Genomic DNA, 16,460 nt, shown 5'->3' with positions numbered 1-16,460 from the left:
CCGCCCCGGCAGCACTCTCTGTGCTGCCGGGGCGGTTCGTTTACCGCCACAAGCGGCAAATATCTGTCACATGCGGTCACAAGCGAAGCAGAAACTCGGGAGGACAACAGTGGGACGACTCTTCGGGACGGACGGTGTACGCGGCGTCGCCAACGCGGATCTGACGGCTGAGCTCGCGCTCGGCCTCTCCGTCGCGGCTGCCCATGTACTGGCCGAGGCGGGCACCTTCGAGGGCCACCGGGCCACCGCCGTGGTCGGCCGTGACCCCCGGGCCTCCGGCGAGTTCCTGGAGGCCGCGGTCGTCGCCGGCCTCGCGAGCGCGGGCGTGGACGTCCTGCGCGTCGGTGTGCTGCCCACCCCGGCGGTGGCGTATCTCACCGGTGCGCTGGGTGCCGACCTCGGCGTGATGCTCTCCGCCAGCCACAACGCCATGCCCGACAACGGGATCAAGTTCTTCGCGCGCGGCGGCCACAAGCTCGCCGACGAGCTGGAGGACCGGATCGAGTCCGTCTACGAAGAGCACCGCACCGGTGCCCCCTGGGACCGGCCCACCGGTTCCGGCGTGGGCCGGATCTCCGACTACACGGAGGGCTTCGACAAGTACGTCGCCCACCTCATCGGGGTCCTGCCGAACCGCCTCGAAGGCCTCAAGGTCGTCCTGGACGAGGCGCACGGCGCCGCCGCCTACGTCTCGCCCGAGGCCTTCACCCGGGCGGGCGCGGAGATCGTCACGATCGGCGCCGAGCCCGACGGCCTGAACATCAACGACGGCTGCGGCTCCACCCACCTGGGCCTGCTCAAGGCCGCCGTGATCGAGCACGGCGCCGACCTCGGCATCGCGCACGACGGCGACGCGGACCGCTGCCTGGCCGTCGACGGCACCGGCGCGGAGGTCGACGGCGACCAGATCCTCGCCGTACTGGCCCTGGCCATGCGGGAGGCAGGCCAGCTGCGCGAGAACACCGTCGTCGGCACCGTGATGTCGAACCTCGGCTTCAAGCTGGCCATGGAGGCCGAGGGCATCCAGGTCGTGCAGACCGGGGTCGGCGACCGGTACGTGCTGGAGTCGATGAAGCAGCACGGCTACGCGCTGGGCGGCGAGCAGTCCGGCCACGTGATCATCCTCGACCACGCGACCACCGGCGACGGCACGCTGACCGGTCTGCTCCTGGCGGCGCGGATCGCGGACACCGGCAGGTCGCTGGCCGACCTGGCGGGCGTCATGACCCGGCTGCCGCAGGTGCTGATCAACGTTCCCGACGTGGACCGGTCCCGGGTGACGACCTCCGCCGAGCTGGCCGCCGCCGTCACCGACGCCGAGCGCGAGCTGGGCTCGACCGGCCGCGTGCTGCTGCGTCCCTCCGGCACCGAGCCGCTCGTACGGGTCATGGTCGAGGCCGCCGACATCGAGCAGGCCCGCGCGGTCGCCGGCCGGCTCGCCGACGTCGTGAAGTCGGCGCTGGGCTGACCCCGCCGACCGTCGCACGCCCGCGGCCCCGTACCCGATCAGGGTGCGGGGCCGCGGGCGTGCGACGGGGTCTCCTCAGGTCTTCTTCGCGCCCCGGACCCAGCGGCCCCGCTGCGTCCGCCACAGGGCCTTCTGGGTCAGCAGGGTCAGGACGCCCGCCACGATGATGCCGCCCAGGTTCAGCAGCAGCTGCTCCGCCGAGCCCCACATCTGGCCGACGTCGCCGTAGCTCAGGGCCACGGCGGCATTGGCGGCCGCCGGGACCGTGGTCACGGAGATCGCCACGCCCACCAGGGCCCCGGACTTGGCCGAGGTCAGGGACAGTATTCCGGCGACTCCGGCGAGCAGCGCCACGACGAACGAGAACGGGTCCGGCTGCCAGATGAAGCTGGTGTTCGGCCGCGGGTCCTCCAGCATGCCCCTGTCGAACTGGCCCATCGCGTCCATCGCCAGGCTGAACAGGGTGGTGACGGCGATCGCGGCCGCGAAGCCGATCAACAGGGCGATGAGGGAGCGCGCCGCCAGCCGGGGCGCGCGCTGCACCAGGGCGGTGCACACGCCGGCGAGCGGGCCGAACTCGGGGCCGACGGCCATGGCGCCCACGATCAGGACGGCGTTGTCGAGGACCACGCCGCAGGCGGCGATCATCGTCGCGATGATCATGAACGCGACGTAGGTGATGCTGAGGGTGGACTCCTCGTGCGTGGATTCGGTCAGGTGCTCCCACAGGACGGCGTCCGCCGGCTCGCCCGGCGCTTCCTCCTCGGCCGCGTCGGCCCGCCTGGACAGCGAGAGGTCGATGTTCTCGACGGCGATCGAGCCGTCCTCGGCGATCCCGAGGGCCCGCAGCTCCTCCAGCAGCTCGTCCGCGGCCTCGCGCGCCACGTCGCACAGGACGAGGTCTCCGGGCGGCACCCGCGCGGCGCCCGCCAGGACGACCAGGTGGGTGGTGCCGACCGTCTTCTCGACGGCCGCGACCACCGCCTCCGTACGGTCGGGAGGCGTGATCAGGCGCAGATGCAGCATCCCCGCACCCTAGTGCGTCGCCTTCGGGTCAGAGCTTGCGCAGGCTCAGCTTCTGCACCTTGTGGTCGGGGCCCTTGCGGACGACCAGGGTGGCGCGGCCGCGGGTGGGGGCCACGTTCTCCAGCAGGTTGGGCTTGTTGATGGTCCGCCACATCGTCTGCGCGTACTCCACGGCCTCCTCTTCGGAGACCTGGGTGTACTTGCGGAAGTAGGAGAACGGGTTCTGGAAGGCCGTCGCGCGCAGCTTCCGGAAGCGGTTCAGGTACCAGCGCTCGATGTCCTCGGGCCGGGCGTCGACGTACACGCTGAAGTCGAAGTAGTCGGCGAGGCCGACGCGGGTACGCCCGTCCTTGCCGGGGAGGGCCGGCTGGAGGACGTTCAGGCCCTCGACGATGAGGATGTCCGGGCGGCGTACGACGAGCTCCTCGCCCGGGACGATGTCGTAGATCAGGTGCGAGTAGACGGGCGCCCGGACCTCGTCCTTGCCGGCCTTGATGTCGGCGACGAAGCGGGTGAGCGCGCGGCGGTCGTAGGACTCCGGGAACCCCTTGCGGGAGGTGAGGCCGCGCCGCTGGAGCTCCTTCATCGGGTACAGGAACCCGTCCGTGGTGACCAGCTCCACGCGCGGGTGCTCGGGCCAGCGGGCCAGGAGCGCCTGGAGCAGGCGGGCCACGGTGGACTTGCCGACGGCGACGGACCCGGCGACCCCTATGACGAACGGGGTGCCCTGCTGGGCGCCGTGCCCGTTGCCCGCGTCGCCGAGGAAGGTGTTGAGGGTGCCGCGGAGGTTGCTGGTGGCCCCGACGTACAGGTTGAGCAGGCGGGAGAGCGGGAGGTAGACGTCGCGTACCTCGTCGAGGTCGATGACGTCGCCGAGTCCGCGCAGCCGCTCGACCTCGTCGGCGGTGAGCGGGAGCGGGGTCCGCTCGCGCAGGGCGCTCCACTCGGCCCGGGTCAGGTCGACGTACGGCGAGGCGTCCGGGCCCCGGCGGTGGCCCGGGCGCGGGTGGGACCCGTCCTGGCCGGTGCGCGGGTGGGGCCCGTCCGGGCCGGTGCGCTCCATTGCGTTCTCCGGCGTGCTGCTTCGTGGCGGCGAAGTGATCACACCGCCATTGTCGGGGCTGGGGGGCTGTTGTGGGTTATGCGGTCGGTCACGTGGCGGTACCGGTGGCCCGGCCGGGCCGGGGTTGTACGGGTCCGCGTACCGATTCGAGGGTGGCGGAGTCTCGCGATGATCACGATTGGCGCGGGAGGGCCGGGGAGGCCCGCGGGGCGTGCTGACGGCGCGTAGATTGTCGCTCACCGCAACCCTGACGCGCTCCCGGAACCGTGGAGCGCCCGTCGGGCTGTCCTTGCGCCGTTCCGTCGTCGTACTCCATGGGGGAGATCTTTCGTGCGTACCGCTCTTGTCCGCCGTACCGTCCTGACCGCGTCCGCGGTGTCCCTGGCCCTGCTGGCCACCGCCTGCGGCGGGAAGGCGGACGGCACGGCCGACGCCAAGGCGTCCGCGAGCGCCCCGGCGACGTCGGCCGCGCCCGCCGCCAAGGGCAAGACGGACGCGGAGCTCGCCCCGCTGCTGATCGCGCAGGCCGACGCACCCGACTACATCGAGGTGAAGGACGCGGCGAAGAAGACCGCCGAGGCCTCGGCCGTCAGCGCCGCGGGCACCACCGACAAGCCCGAGTGCAAGGTCCTCCTCAACGCCATCGGCCAGCAGAAGATCGGCGCGCCGACCGGTGTCGCGAGCACGGCCCTCGGTGCCAAGCCGAAGGAGCTCGACCCGGACGCGACCGACGCGGACAAGGCGGCGGCCATCACGGACGCCATCGGTGTCACCACCACGCTGGTGGGCCTCTCCTCGTACGAGGGCAAGGGCGCCGAGGAGACCGTGGCGTCCGTCAAGGCCGCGGGCCAGTCGTGCGCCGGGGGCTTCGCGGTGACCGAGGACGGCGAGAGCACCAGGTTCGAGAGCGTCAAGCCGGGCGAGAGCGCGGCCGTGGGCGACGAGGCCGTCAGCCTCGTCGTCGCCATGGACCTGGGGGACGGCGAGAAGTCCAGCGTCCTGCTGACCGTGGCGCGCAAGGGCAACACGGTCGCCACCTTCTCGTCGATCAGCCTGACCGGCAAGGCGGTCTTCCCGAAGGCGCTGATCGAGGCGCAGGGCAAGAAGCTGGTCTGACCCCCGCGGGGAGATGAACATCGACCCGTCCCGGCCGCATGTGCCGGGGCGGGTTTTTCGTCTCGTTCAGGTACCGGGCAGACGGCCGACGACGGCGTACCCTGCCGCCTATGTGCGGAATTGTGGGTTACGTGGGAGCGCAGTCGGCGCTCGATGTGGTCATCGCCGGACTCAAGCGGCTGGAGTACCGCGGCTACGACTCGGCGGGGATCGCCGTGCTCGCCGACGGCGGGCTGGCCTCCGTCAAGAAGGCCGGAAAGCTGGTCAACCTGGAGAAGGAGCTGGTCGGGCACCCGCTGCCGGCCGGTTCAACGGGGCTGGGGCACACCCGGTGGGCGACCCACGGCGGGCCCACCGACGCCAACGCCCACCCGCACCTCGACAACACGGGGCGCGTCGCCGTCGTGCACAACGGCATCATCGAGAACTTCGCCGCGCTCCGCGCCGAGCTGGCCGAGCGCGGGCACCGGCTGGACTCCGAGACGGACACCGAGGTCGTGGCGCACCTGCTCGCCGAGCACTTCGCGGCCGCGGGGGACCTCGCCGAGGCGATGCGGCGGGTGTGCCGGCACCTGGACGGCGCCTTCACGCTGGTCGCGGTGCACGCCGACGAGCCGGACGTGGTGGTCGGCGCGCGCCGGAACTCGCCCCTGGTGGTGGGCGTCGGCGAGGGGGAGAACTTCCTCGCCTCCGACGTGGCCGCGTTCATCGCGCACACCCGGGCCGCGATCGAGCTGGGTCAGGACCAGGTCGTCGAGCTCCGCCGCGACGGCGTCACGGTGACCAATTTCGACGGCTCGCCCGCGTCGGTGCGGGCGTACCACGTGGACTGGGACGCCTCGGCGGCCGAGAAGGGGGGGTACGACTACTTCATGCTCAAGGAGATCGCCGAGCAGCCGAAGGCCGTCGCCGACACCCTGCTGGGCCGCATCGACGCGAACGGCTCGCTGACCCTGGACGAGGTGCGCATCCCCGTCTCGGTGCTCCGGGAGGTCGACAAGGTCGTGATCGTGGCGTGCGGTACGGCCTATCACGCCGGCATGATCGCGAAGCTGGCCATCGAGCACTGGACCCGCATCCCGTGCGAGACGGAGCTGGCGAGCGAGTTCCGCTACCGCGACCCGATCCTGGACCAGCGGACGCTGGTCATCGCGATCTCGCAGTCCGGCGAGACCATGGACACCCTGATGGCGCTGCGGCACGCGCGCGAGCAGGGGGCCAGGGTGCTGGCCGTCTGCAACACGAACGGCTCCACCATCCCGCGCGAGTCGGACGCCGTGCTGTACACGCACGCCGGTCCGGAGGTGGCCGTCGCCTCCACCAAGGCGTTCCTGACCCAGCTGGTCGCCTGCTACCTCGTCGCGCTGTACCTCGGGCAGGTGCGCGGTACGAAGTGGGGCGACGAGATCGAGACGGTCGTCCGGGAGCTGTCGGACATCGCCGCCGCCGTGGACACCGTGCTGGAGACGATGGAGCCCGTACGGGAGCTCGCGCGCTCCCTGGCGGACAAGAACACGGTGCTGTTCCTGGGCCGGCACGTCGGCTACCCGGTGGCGCTGGAGGGCGCGCTCAAGCTCAAGGAGCTGGCGTACATGCACGCCGAGGGCTTCGCGGCGGGCGAGCTGAAGCACGGGCCGATCGCACTGATCGAGAAGGACCTGCCGGTGGTGGTGGTCGTGCCGTCGCCGAAGGGCCGCTCGGTGCTCCACGACAAGATCGTGTCGAACATCCAGGAGATCCGGGCCCGCGGGGCGCGGACCATCGTGATCGCGGAGGAGGGCGACGAGGCGGTCGTCCCGTACGCCGACCACCTGATCCGGATCCCCGCGACGCCGACCCTGCTCCAGCCGCTGGTGGCGACGGTGCCGCTGCAGGTCTTCGCCTGCGAGCTGGCGACCGCGCGGGGCAACGAGGTGGACCAGCCGCGTAACCTCGCCAAGTCGGTGACGGTGGAGTAGCGGGGCAGTGGGGTAGTCGTTGTGATCATCGGTGTGGGGATCGACGTCGCGGAGATCGACCGGTTCGGCGCGGCGCTGGAACGGACGCCGAACCTGGCGCGGCGCCTCTTCGTCGACGCCGAGCTGACGCTGCCGAGCGGCGAGCGGCGCGGGACCGCCTCGCTCGCCGCCCGGTTCGCGGCCAAGGAGGCGCTCGCGAAGGCGCTCGGCGCGCCCGGCGGGATGCTGTGGACCGACGCCGAGGTGTACGTGGAGGAGTCGGGCCGGCCGCGGCTGCGGGTGTCCGGCACGGTCGAGGCGCGGGCGCGGGCGCTGGGCGTGACGTCCTGGCACATCTCGCTGAGCCACGACGCGGGGGTCGCCTCCGCCGTGGTGATCGCCGAGGGGTAGGACCCCGGGGCGCGCCCGGGGGTAGAGCGCGCGCCCGTCGGGCAGGCTGGGGGCCATGCGTACTGCTTACAGCGTGGAGACCGTACGGGCCGCCGAGCGGGAGCTGATGGCCCGGCTGCCCGAGGGCGCCCTGATGCAGCGGGCGGCGGCCGGGCTGGCCGCCGTCTGCGCGGGGCTGCTGGCCCGGCGGCCGGGGAGGGTCTACGGGGCGCGCGTCGTGCTGCTGGTCGGGCCGGGGGACAACGGCGGCGACGCGCTGTACGCCGGCGCGCGCCTGGCCCGGCGCGGGGCCGGGGTGACCGCGGTCCCGATGGATCCGCAGCGGATGCACGCGGGCGGGCTCGCGGCGCTGCGGGCCGCCGGCGGCCGGGTGGCGGACGCCGTCCCCGCGCGTCCGGACCTGGTCCTGGACGGGCTGCTCGGGATCGGCGGGCGGGGCGGGCTGCGGCCGGCGGCCGCGGCGCTGGCGGAACAGGTCCCGCCGGGGGTCACGGTGGTCGCCGTGGACCTGCCGAGCGGGGTGGACGCGGACACCGGGGAGGTGGCGGGCCCGGCGGTGAGCGCCGACGTGACGGTCACGTTCGGAGCGTACAAGCCGGGACTGCTCGTAGACCCGGGGGCCTCGCGGGCGGGCGCCCTGCACCTGGTGGACATCGGACTGGCCCTGGACGAGCCGGACGCCGAGGCCCTGCAGCACGCCGACGTCGCGGCGCTGCTGCCGGAGCCGGGGGCGTCGAGCGACAAGTACCGGCGGGGCGTGGTCGGCATCGTCGCCGGGTCCGCGCAGTACCCGGGCGCGGCGGTGCTGGCCGTGGCCGGGGCGCTGCGGGGCGGTGCGGGCGCGGTGCGGTACGTGGGCCCGGAGGCGGCCGCGGACGCGGTGCTCGCGCGGTACCCGGAGACGCTGATCGGGCGCGGCCGGGTGCAGGCCTGGGTGGTCGGGCCGGGGCTCGGGGAGGGCCGCGCGGGCGAGGTCGCGGGGCTGCTGGCCGAGGACGTGCCGGTACTGGTCGACGCGGACGGGCTGCGGGGGCTGGACGCCGAGGTGCTGCGGGCCCGGTCGGCCCCGACCCTGCTGACCCCGCACGCGGGGGAGGCGGCGGCCCTGCTGGGGGTGTCGCGGGAGTCGGTGGAGGCGGGGCGGATGGGGTCGGTACGGGCGCTGGCGGAGCTGTACGGGGTGGCGGCGCTGCTGAAGGGCTCCACGACGCTGGTCGCCTGCGGCGGGGGCGCGGTTCCCGTACGGGTCAACCCGACCGGGACCCCGTGGCTGGCCACCGCCGGGAGCGGGGACGTGCTGTCCGGGCTGGCCGGTGCGCTGCTGGCGGGCGGGCTGTCCGGGGCGGACGCGGGGGCGGTGGCGGCGTACCTGCACGGGCTCGCGGGGCGGCGGGCCGCGTCCGGGGCGCCGGTGCTCGCGCAGGAGGTGGCCGAGGCCCTGCCGGGCGCGTGGCGGGACGTCCGCACGCCGTGACGTCCGCACGCCGTGACGCCCCGGCGGGGGCGGATTCGGCCCCCGGCGAGGTTTTACGGCGCGTAACCGGGGTCTGAGAGACTGTGGGCGATGAACGAGACACCGACGCGCGTGTACGCCGAGATCGATCTTGATGCCGTACGGGAGAACGTGCGCGCCCTGCGCGAGCGGGCGCCCCGGGCCGAGTTGATGGCCGTGGTCAAGTCGAACGCCTACGGGCACGGAGCCCTGGAGTGCGCCCGGGCCGCCCGGGAGGCCGGTGCCACCTGGCTCGGGACCGCCACCCCCGAGGAGGCGCTCGCGCTGCGCGCCGCCGGGATCCAGGGGCGGATCATGTGCTGGCTGTGGACCCCGGGCGGGCCCTGGCGCGAGGCGATCGAAGCCGACGTCGACGTGTCCGTGAGCGGGATGTGGGCCCTGGACGAGGTGCGCGCCGCCGCGCGCGCCGCCGGGCGCACCGCGCGCATCCAGCTCAAGGCCGACACCGGCCTCGGCCGCAACGGCTGCCAGCCCGCCGACTGGGAGGAACTGGTCGGCGCCGCCGTGGCCGCGCAGGCCGAGGGGACCGTCCGGGTCACCGGCGTCTGGTCGCACTTCGCCTGCGCCGACGAGCCCGGCCACCCCTCCATCCAGCTGCAGCTCACCGCCTTCCGCGACATGCTCGCGTACGCCGAGAAGGAGGGCGCGGACCCCGAGGTGCGGCACATCGCCAACTCGCCGGCCACGCTCACCCTCCCCGAGTCGCACTTCGACCTGGTGCGCTGCGGGGTCGCCGTCTACGGCGTGTCGCCCGCCCCCGAGCTCGGCACCCCGGCCCAGCTCGGCCTGCGGCCGGCGATGACGCTGCGGGCCTCCCTCGCGCTGGTCAAGACGGTCCCCGCCGGGCACGGCGTGAGCTACGGCCACCACTACGTCACCGACACCGAGACCACCCTCGCCCTGATCCCGGCCGGCTACGCCGACGGCATCCCGCGGCACGCCTCCGGCCGCGGGCCGGTGCTCGTCGGCGACACCGTCCGCCACGTCGCCGGGCGCGTGGCCATGGACCAGTTCGTGGTCGACCTCGGCGGCGACACGGCCCGCGCCGGCGACGAGGCCGTCATCTTCGGCGACGCGGAGCGGGGCGAACCCACCGCCGAGGACTGGGCACGGGCCGCGGACACCATCGCGTATGAGATCGTCACCCGTATCGGGGGGCGCGTGCCCCGGGTGTACCTGGGCGGCTGAGGCCGAGTGAGGGCGGCGGCGTGAGCGAGAACTGGCGCAAGGCCGGCTGGGCCGGAGCCGCCCTCGGCGTGATGGCGGCGGGCGCGGCGGCCGGTGTGGCCGTCGAGCGGATCACCGTCGGGCGCGGCATGCGCATGAAGGCGCGCCTGGCCCTCGACGCGGCCGGGGACTACGGCTCCCTGCGCGGTACCGAGGGCACCTGCCGCGCCGAGGACGGCACCGCGCTCTACTACGAGGTCGACGAGGTGCCGGGCGACGCTGCGGCCAAGCGCCGGCTGCGCCGCAAGCCGGCGCCCCCGGCCACCGTCGTGTTCTGCCACGGCTACTGCCTCGGCCAGGACTCCTGGCACTTCCAGCGCGCCGCGCTGCGCGGGGTGGTCCGCGCCGTCTACTGGGACCAGCGCAGCCACGGCCGCAGCGCGCGGGGCCTCTCCCAGGCGGACGGCGAGCCGGTGACCATCGAGCAGCTGGGCCGGGACCTGAAGGCCGTCATCGACGCCACCGCCCCCGAGGGCCCGCTGGTCCTCGTCGGCCACTCGATGGGCGGCATGACGATCATGGGTCTGGCCGAGCTGTTCCCCGACCTGGTGCGCGAGCGCGTCGTCGGCGTGGCCCTGGTCGGCACGTCCAGCGGCCGCCTCGGCGAGGTGACGTACGGGCTCCCCGCGGTCGGCCTGGGCGCGGTGCGCCGGTTCCTGCCGGGCGTGCTGAAGGCCCTCGGCTCGCAGGTGGAGCTGGTGGAGAAGGGCCGCCGGGCCACCGCCGACCTCTTCGCGGGCATGATCAAGATGTACTCGTTCGGCTCCCGCGACGTCGATCCGGGCGTCGCGCGGTTCGCGGAGCGCCTCATCGAGGCCACCCCGATCGACGTGGTCGCGGAGTTCTACCCGGCCTTCCAGACCCACGACAAGACCGTGGCCCTGCGGCGGTTCGCGGACATCCCCGTCACCGTCATCGCGGGGGACCGGGACATGATCACTCCGCTCGCGCACAGCGAGGCCATCAAGGAGGCGCTGCCGGGCGCCGAGCTGGCGGTCCTGGAGTCCGCCGGGCACCTGATGATGCTGGAGCAGCCGGAGACGGTGACCCGGCTGCTCACCGAGCTGCTGGCCCGCAGCGGCGCGGTCCCCGCCCCGGCAGCGGCTAACGTTGGCGGGCATGGAAGAAGTACCGCTGGAAGCGCCGCGAGGCCCGGCCCCGGCAGCTGAGGCCGGCGTCCGCGCCGAAACCCTGATCACCGTCGACTCCCCGGACGCCATGCGCGGGCTGGGCCTCAGGATCGCGGGGCTGCTGCGCCCCGGCGACCTCGTGCTGCTGACCGGGGAGCTGGGCGCCGGCAAGACGACCCTGACCCGCGGCCTCGGCGAGGGCCTGGGCGTGCGCGGGGCCGTGACCTCGCCGACCTTCGTCATCGCCCGGGTGCATCCGCCGCTGGGCGACGGTCCGGCGCTCGTGCACGTGGACGCGTACCGCCTGGGCGGCGGGCTGGACGAGATGGAGGACCTGGACCTCGACGTCTCGCTGCCCGAGTCCGTGGTCGTCGTGGAGTGGGGCGACGGCAAGGTCGAGGAGCTCTCGGACGACCGGCTGCACGTGGTGATCGAGCGTGCCGTGGGCCACGAGGAGGTCCTGGACGACGTACGGCAGGTCTCGGTCCGCGGGATCGGTGCCCGCTGGGGCGCCGGCGCCGGGCTGGAGACCCTCGCGGGAGCCCTGTCCGAGTAGCGGGGCGAGGCGGCGGTCGCGGCACACGTACCGACAGCGAGTCGGGAAGATATTGCGCTGGTGGCGGCGCTCGTGGTGACATGGTACCGAGACTTTCTTAGGCATGCCTAAGTTCGGCGTTCCCGGGCCCCAGGAGGCACCATGCCGGCACCAGCAGGAGCACAGCGCCACCCCCGCCCGTCCGCCGTGTCCATGCGGGCGCTGCTGGCCGCGGGGGCGGCCGCAGCCGCCGTCTCGACGCCCCCGGCGCGGTGGCACGCGCCCGACGCGTCCGCGCCGGAGGCCGCAGCCGTACGCGAACAGGCCGCTCCGGAGTCCGAAGCGGCCTGAGTAGCACGTTGGGGTGAATCGACGGGCGGGCGGGAGCGGTGCGCCGCCCGGTCCTGCGGCGGCGCCGCGTCCCGCGCACGTCATGCGACCCGGTCGCGCGACCGGGTCAGGGGACGACGACCACCTTGGAGCTGATCGTCGCGAAGGCCCACATCGCGTCGCCGTCCGCGCGCGTCATGCGGATGCCGCCGGTCTTCTTGCCGGGGTCCGGAGCGGGGGTCGCGCCGTCCACGCGGGCGCTGAAGCCCAGCGCGACGCCCTCGTTGCTCGCGAACCGCACCACGTGCTCGATCGGGACCCCGTCCGAGCCGGTGACGGCGCCCGAGCGGGAACCGACCGCGTAGGTGCCGACCGCGGGGTGCACCGTACTGGGGACCACCGTGAACGTCTTCGTGGGCTGCGCCGGCTCGCCGACCAGCCACACCCGCTTCTGGCCCACCGAGTACACCACCCGCACGCCGGTGCCGGAGCCCTCGGGCACGGCCGCCGGCTTCGACGGGTCCTGCTTCGCGGCGGGCTGGCTCGCGGCGGGCGCCGGGACCTGCGGGGCGGCCTGCGGGACGCGCGGGGGCGCCGAGGCCGAGGCCTGGTAGCCGAGGAAGCCGACGGCGGCGATCGCCGCGGCGGTGAGCCCGGCCACGATTCCCGAGCTGCTGCGTGCCACCTTGCTCCACCTCTCGCGCCTGACCCCGTTGGGTACCTCGGTCGAAAGGTAGCAGCCGGGCCGCTCCGCGACCGGCCGCGAAGGGCCGGGGCCCCGGAGTCGTAGGCTGTTCGCGTGCTCTTGCTCGCTGTAGATACCGCCACGCCCGCCGTCACCGTCGCCCTGCACGACGGCGAGTCCGTCCTCGCCGAGTCCCACCAGGTCGACGCCCGCCGCCACGGGGAGCTGCTGCTGCCCTCCGTGGACAAGGTGCTCGCCGAGGCCGGTCTGAAGCTCGACGCCGTCACCGGCATCGTGGTCGGCGTCGGCCCCGGCCCGTACACGGGGCTGCGCGTCGGCCTGGTCACCGCCTCCACCTTCGCCGCCGTGCTCGGCGTGCCGGTGCACGGCCTGTGCACCCTGGACGGCCTCGCCTACGCCGCCGGCGCCGCCGGGATCGAGGGCCCCTTCGCCGTCGCCACCGACGCGCGGCGCAAGGAGGTCTACTGGGCCCGGTACGAGGACCCCCTCACGCGCGTCGGCGAGCCCGCCGTGGACCGCCCCGCCGACATCGCCGAGCAGGTCGCCGGCCTTCCCGCGGTCGGCCAGGGCGCGCTGCTCTACCCCGAGGTCTTCCCGGACGCGCGGGCGCCCGAGCACCAGTCGGCCGCCGCCCTCGCGGCCCTGGCCGCGCGGCGCCTGGCCGCCGGAGAGGCGTTCCTGCCGCCCACCCCCCTCTACCTGCGCAGGCCCGACGCGCAGGTGCCCAAGAACTACAAGGTGGTCACCCCCCAGTGACGGCCGCCGCCCCCGCCCCCGACGTCGTCCTGCGCGACATGCGCTGGTGGGACATCGGGCCCGTGCTGGAGCTGGAGCACGAGCTCTTCCCCGACGACGCCTGGTCGGCCGGCATGTTCTGGTCCGAGCTGGCCCACGCGCGCGGTCCGCGCGCCACGCGCCGCTACCTCGTCGCCGAGGACGGACGGGGCCGCCTGGTGGGCTACGCCGGGCTGGCCGCCGCCGGAGACCTGGCCGACGTACAGACCATCGCGGCGGCCCGCGACCAGTGGGGCACCGGGCTCGGCGCCCGGCTGCTGACCGAACTGCTGCGCGCCGCCACCGCCTTCGAGTGCGCCGAGGTGCTCCTGGAGGTACGGGTGGACAACACCCGCGCCCAGAAGCTCTACGAGCGCTTCGGCTTCGAGCCCATCGGCTTCCGCCGCGGCTACTACCAGCCCGGCAACGTCGACGCGCTCGTCATGCGACTGACCGACCCCGCACACGCACGAACTGAGAGCAGTGAGAGCAATGGCTGACGAACCGCTCGTCCTCGGAATCGAGACCTCCTGCGACGAGACCGGCGTCGGCGTCGTCCGCGGCACGACCCTGCTCGCGGACGCCATCGCCTCCAGCGTCGACGAGCACGCCCGCTTCGGCGGCGTCGTGCCCGAGGTCGCCTCCCGGGCCCACCTGGAGGCGATGGTCCCGACCATCGAGCGCGCCCTGAAGGAGGCCGGGGTCAGTGCCCGCGACCTCGACGGGATCGCGGTCACGGCGGGCCCCGGGCTCGCGGGCGCGCTGCTGGTGGGCGTCTCGGCGGCCAAGGCGTACGCGTACGCCCTCGGCAAGCCGCTGTACGGGGTCAACCACCTGGCCTCGCACATCTGCGTGGACCAGCTGGAGCACGGGCCGCTGCCGGAGCCGACCATGGCGCTGCTGGTGTCCGGCGGACACTCCTCGCTGCTGCTGGCCCCCGACATCACCTCCGACGTCCGGCCGCTGGGCGCGACCATCGACGACGCGGCCGGCGAGGCCTTCGACAAGATCGCGCGCGTGCTGCAGCTGGGCTTCCCGGGCGGTCCGGTCATCGACCGGCTCGCGCGCGAGGGTGACCCGAAGGCGATCAACTTCCCGCGCGGGCTGACCGGGCCGCGCGACGCGGCGTACGACTTCTCCTTCTCGGGGCTCAAGACGGCCGTCGCCCGCTGGATCGAGGCGAAGCGGAAGGCCGGCGAGGACGTGCCGGTGCGCGATGTGGCGGCGTCCTTCCAGGAGGCCGTCGTGGACGTGCTGACGCGCAAGGCCGTCCGCGCCTGCAAGGACGAGGGCGTCGACCACCTGATGATCGGCGGCGGCGTCGCGGCGAACTCGCGGCTGCGCGCACTGGCCCAGGAGCGGTGCGACGCCGCGGGGATCGTCCTGCGGGTGCCGCGGCCGGGGCTGTGCACGGACAACGGGGCCATGGTCGCGGCCCTGGGCGCGGAGATGGTCAAGCGCAACCGGGCGCCCTCGGACTGGGACCTGTCGGCGGACTCCTCGCTGCCCGTGACCGACCCGCACGTGCCGGGCACGGGACACGGCCACGCGGAGGGACACGCCCACGGGCACTCCCACGGCCACGGGCACTCCCACGACCACGTGCACGAGCTGAGCAAGGACAACCTGTACTCATGAGCACCGTCGCGCTGATGTGGGAGGCCCGGGCCGCCGACGGCCGGGGCAACGAGCTGCTGGAGTGGGCCCGGTCGCAGGTCCTGGCCCGGGAGCCGGTGCGCCGCGAGGTGTTCCGGGCGCCGCAGGACCGGGTGCTCGTGATCACCTGGTGGGAGGCGGCCGAGGGCGTCGCGGCGGAGCTGCCCGAACTGCCGGAGCCCGCGGCCGACCTGATCACGCGGGCGGTGCACCGCTGGCGGTTCGAGTCCGTCGAGGTCGGCGGGGGCTGAGCAGCAGCCGGTGCGGGGCGTCCCGGCCGCGGGTCAGCGCACGGGCCCGGACGCCGGCACCGGGGCGGGCGAGCCGATCAGCATCGACGGGGCCCCCGCGACCCGGGTCAGGAAGACCGTCGCGGAGTTCGGCCCCTGCGGCTTGACCTTCCGGCGCAGCTCCTCGGGCTCGATGGCGGAACCGCGCTTCTTCACGGTCAGGACGCCGACCCCGCGCTCGCGCAGCAGCGCCTTCAGCTTCTTGAGGCCGAACGGCAGCACGTCGGTGATCTCGTACGCCGTCGCGTACGGGGTCTCCCGCAGCTCGTCGGCGGTGACGTAGGCGATGGTCGGGTCGATCAGCCGGCCGTCCAGCTGCTCGGCGACCTCGGCGACGAGGTGGGCGCGGATGACGGCGCCGTCGGGCTCGTAGAGCCACCGGCCGACCGGCCCGGCCTCCGGGTCGGGGAGCGGGGCGGCGGTGCACAGCGCGCGCGGGCCCGGCAGCAGGGTGGCGCGGATCGTGCCGGGCGCGGTGCCGAACCAGAGCACGGCCTCCTTGACGTCCCCGTGGTCGGAGATCCACTCGGCCTCGGCCTCGGCGGGCACCGCCTCGTGCGGGATGCCGGGGGCGATCTTGACGGCGGCGTACCGCGCCGCGCGGGCCGTCTCCACGGCCCACGACAGGGGTGGCGAGTAGGACTCGGGGTCGAAGATGCGGCCGCGCCCCCCGCGCCGGGCCGGGTCGATGAACACGGCGTCGTACGCGGACACGTCCACGTCCGTCACGTCCGCCTCCCGCACCTCGATCAGGTCCGCCAGGCCCAGCGCCGCGGCGTTGGCCCGTGCCACGGCCACGGTCAGCGGGTCGCGGTCCACCGCCAGCACCCGGATGCCGAGCCGTGCCAGGGCCAGCGCGTCCCCGCCGATGCCGCAGCACAGGTCGGCGACGGTGCGCACGCCGAGGGCGGCGAGCCGCTCGGCGCGGTACGAGGCCACGGAGGCGCGGGTGGCCATCTCGCCGCCGCCCGGGGTGAAGAACATCCGGAAGGCGTCCTCCTCGCCGAACTTCGCCACCGCGCGCTGTCGCAGCCGGGCCTGCCCCAGCGCGGCGGAGACCAGCCCGGCGGGGTGGTCGCGGCGCAGCCGGGTGGCGAGCGCCAGCTCCCGGGCGGGGTCGTGGTCGCGGAGCGAGGCGAGGAGGGCGGTGCCCTCGGGGGTGAGGAGGGCGGCGAAGTCTTCGGGGGTCACGGGTCCATTGTCGGCGACGCCCCGCCCCCGGCCCCCCGGGCGGGGGCGGCTCCCGAGGGCGGGGCGTGCAGCGGCCTTCGCGCCGCC

General features: G+C 74.3%; 17 protein-coding genes. 13 read left to right on the top strand and 4 right to left on the bottom strand.

Annotation, left to right across the window (positions count from 1 at the left end; translation table 11 throughout):
• Window positions 1-109: 109 nt before the first annotated feature.
• Window positions 110-1,468 carry a phosphoglucosamine mutase gene (gene glmM / locus ACZ6S8_RS11315; RefSeq protein WP_469454592.1) on the top strand — a complete coding sequence of 453 codons (1,359 nt, stop codon included), beginning with the start codon at window positions 110-112 and terminating at the stop codon, window positions 1,466-1,468.
• A 75-nt stretch (window positions 1,469-1,543) separates the two neighbouring features.
• Here glmM and ACZ6S8_RS11310 read toward each other — a convergent pair whose 3' ends face one another.
• Both ACZ6S8_RS11310 and coaA read right to left on the bottom strand, forming a co-directional pair.
• Window positions 1,544-2,494: a DUF389 domain-containing protein gene (locus ACZ6S8_RS11310; RefSeq protein ID WP_469454590.1), complete on the bottom strand. Its 951-nt coding sequence runs from the start codon at window positions 2,492-2,494 to the stop codon at window positions 1,544-1,546.
• A 28-nt stretch (window positions 2,495-2,522) separates the two neighbouring features.
• The gene (coaA, locus tag ACZ6S8_RS11305) at window positions 2,523-3,599 is read right to left on the bottom strand and encodes a type I pantothenate kinase (protein ID WP_469454588.1); all 1,077 of its coding nucleotides are present in this window, start codon (window positions 3,597-3,599) and stop codon (window positions 2,523-2,525) included.
• A gap of 288 nt (window positions 3,600-3,887) precedes the next feature.
• On the opposite strand from coaA, the gene ACZ6S8_RS11300 reads away from it, so the two are divergent.
• From ACZ6S8_RS11300 to ACZ6S8_RS11265, 8 genes are all read left to right on the top strand, one after another.
• Window positions 3,888-4,673: a hypothetical protein gene (locus tag ACZ6S8_RS11300; RefSeq protein ID WP_469454586.1), complete on the top strand. Its 786-nt coding sequence runs from the start codon at window positions 3,888-3,890 to the stop codon at window positions 4,671-4,673.
• A 110-nt stretch (window positions 4,674-4,783) separates the two neighbouring features.
• The gene (glmS, locus tag ACZ6S8_RS11295; protein WP_469454584.1) at window positions 4,784-6,631 is read left to right on the top strand and encodes a glutamine--fructose-6-phosphate transaminase (isomerizing); all 1,848 of its coding nucleotides are present in this window, start codon (window positions 4,784-4,786) and stop codon (window positions 6,629-6,631) included.
• Between the two features lie 21 nt (window positions 6,632-6,652).
• Window positions 6,653-7,021: a holo-ACP synthase gene (locus ACZ6S8_RS11290; protein ID WP_469454583.1), complete on the top strand. Its 369-nt coding sequence runs from the start codon at window positions 6,653-6,655 to the stop codon at window positions 7,019-7,021.
• Window positions 7,022-7,076: 55 nt separating this feature from the next.
• Window positions 7,077-8,495 carry an NAD(P)H-hydrate epimerase gene (locus ACZ6S8_RS11285; protein WP_469454581.1) on the top strand — a complete coding sequence of 473 codons (1,419 nt, stop codon included), beginning with the start codon at window positions 7,077-7,079 and terminating at the stop codon, window positions 8,493-8,495.
• A 90-nt stretch (window positions 8,496-8,585) separates the two neighbouring features.
• Complete coding sequence (gene alr / locus ACZ6S8_RS11280; protein ID WP_469454579.1) at window positions 8,586-9,722, top strand: alanine racemase; 1,137 nt, start codon at window positions 8,586-8,588, stop codon at window positions 9,720-9,722.
• Window positions 9,723-9,793: 71 nt separating this feature from the next.
• Window positions 9,794-10,930 carry an alpha/beta fold hydrolase gene (locus ACZ6S8_RS11275; RefSeq protein WP_469454914.1) on the top strand — a complete coding sequence of 379 codons (1,137 nt, stop codon included), beginning with the start codon at window positions 9,794-9,796 and terminating at the stop codon, window positions 10,928-10,930.
• Window positions 10,881-11,447, top strand: coding sequence for a tRNA (adenosine(37)-N6)-threonylcarbamoyltransferase complex ATPase subunit type 1 TsaE (tsaE, locus tag ACZ6S8_RS11270; RefSeq protein ID WP_469454578.1), 567 nt, complete (start codon window positions 10,881-10,883; stop codon window positions 11,445-11,447). Before ACZ6S8_RS11275 ends, tsaE begins: the two co-directional genes overlap by 50 nt.
• A 141-nt stretch (window positions 11,448-11,588) precedes the next feature.
• Window positions 11,589-11,777 (top strand): hypothetical protein, encoded by a 189-nt coding sequence (locus ACZ6S8_RS11265; protein ID WP_469454576.1) that lies wholly within the window; start codon window positions 11,589-11,591, stop codon window positions 11,775-11,777.
• A gap of 106 nt (window positions 11,778-11,883) precedes the next feature.
• On the opposite strand, the gene ACZ6S8_RS11260 is transcribed toward ACZ6S8_RS11265, so the two are convergent.
• Window positions 11,884-12,441 carry a hypothetical protein gene (locus tag ACZ6S8_RS11260; protein ID WP_469454574.1) on the bottom strand — a complete coding sequence of 186 codons (558 nt, stop codon included), beginning with the start codon at window positions 12,439-12,441 and terminating at the stop codon, window positions 11,884-11,886.
• A gap of 114 nt (window positions 12,442-12,555) precedes the next feature.
• Between ACZ6S8_RS11260 and tsaB the strand changes: the two genes are divergently transcribed.
• The 4 genes from tsaB to ACZ6S8_RS11240 are packed head-to-tail and all read left to right on the top strand — an operon-like array spanning window position 12,556 to window position 15,143.
• The gene (gene tsaB, locus ACZ6S8_RS11255; RefSeq protein ID WP_469454572.1) at window positions 12,556-13,218 is read left to right on the top strand and encodes a tRNA (adenosine(37)-N6)-threonylcarbamoyltransferase complex dimerization subunit type 1 TsaB; all 663 of its coding nucleotides are present in this window, start codon (window positions 12,556-12,558) and stop codon (window positions 13,216-13,218) included.
• 38 nt (window positions 13,219-13,256) lie between these two features.
• Complete coding sequence (gene rimI, locus ACZ6S8_RS11250; RefSeq protein WP_469454912.1) at window positions 13,257-13,736, top strand: ribosomal protein S18-alanine N-acetyltransferase; 480 nt, start codon at window positions 13,257-13,259, stop codon at window positions 13,734-13,736.
• Window positions 13,729-14,874 (top strand): tRNA (adenosine(37)-N6)-threonylcarbamoyltransferase complex transferase subunit TsaD, encoded by a 1,146-nt coding sequence (tsaD, locus tag ACZ6S8_RS11245; RefSeq protein WP_469454570.1) that lies wholly within the window; start codon window positions 13,729-13,731, stop codon window positions 14,872-14,874. The genes rimI and tsaD overlap by 8 nt, the downstream gene beginning before the upstream one ends.
• On the top strand, window positions 14,871-15,143 hold the full coding sequence (locus ACZ6S8_RS11240; RefSeq protein WP_383917648.1) for a hypothetical protein: 273 nt from the start codon (window positions 14,871-14,873) through the stop codon (window positions 15,141-15,143). Before tsaD ends, ACZ6S8_RS11240 begins: the two co-directional genes overlap by 4 nt.
• A 33-nt stretch (window positions 15,144-15,176) precedes the next feature.
• Here the strand turns inward: ACZ6S8_RS11240 and ACZ6S8_RS11235 are convergent, their stop codons facing one another.
• On the bottom strand, window positions 15,177-16,373 hold the full coding sequence (locus ACZ6S8_RS11235; RefSeq protein ID WP_469454568.1) for a THUMP-like domain-containing protein: 1,197 nt from the start codon (window positions 16,371-16,373) through the stop codon (window positions 15,177-15,179).
• Window positions 16,374-16,460: the final 87 nt, after the last annotated feature.

This window comes from Streptomyces sp. NPDC048461 (assembly GCF_055587105.1).
This window is presented reverse-complemented; position numbering and strand designations above follow the sequence as displayed.

Coding starts and splice junctions, on each gene's coding strand:
- rimI (WP_469454912.1), top strand. CDS start 13,257: ATGCGCTGGTGGGACATCGGGCCCGTGCTGGAGCTGGAGCACGAGCTC.
- alr (WP_469454579.1), top strand. CDS start 8,586: ATGAACGAGACACCGACGCGCGTGTACGCCGAGATCGATCTTGATGCC.
- ACZ6S8_RS11240 (WP_383917648.1), top strand. CDS start 14,871: ATGAGCACCGTCGCGCTGATGTGGGAGGCCCGGGCCGCCGACGGCCGG.
- ACZ6S8_RS11285 (WP_469454581.1), top strand. CDS start 7,077: ATGCGTACTGCTTACAGCGTGGAGACCGTACGGGCCGCCGAGCGGGAG.
- tsaE (WP_469454578.1), top strand. CDS start 10,881: ATGGAAGAAGTACCGCTGGAAGCGCCGCGAGGCCCGGCCCCGGCAGCT.
- glmS (WP_469454584.1), top strand. CDS start 4,784: ATGTGCGGAATTGTGGGTTACGTGGGAGCGCAGTCGGCGCTCGATGTG.
- ACZ6S8_RS11265 (WP_469454576.1), top strand. CDS start 11,589: ATGCCGGCACCAGCAGGAGCACAGCGCCACCCCCGCCCGTCCGCCGTG.
- ACZ6S8_RS11310 (WP_469454590.1), bottom strand. CDS start 2,494: ATGCTGCATCTGCGCCTGATCACGCCTCCCGACCGTACGGAGGCGGTG.
- ACZ6S8_RS11275 (WP_469454914.1), top strand. CDS start 9,794: ATGGCGGCGGGCGCGGCGGCCGGTGTGGCCGTCGAGCGGATCACCGTC.
- tsaD (WP_469454570.1), top strand. CDS start 13,729: ATGGCTGACGAACCGCTCGTCCTCGGAATCGAGACCTCCTGCGACGAG.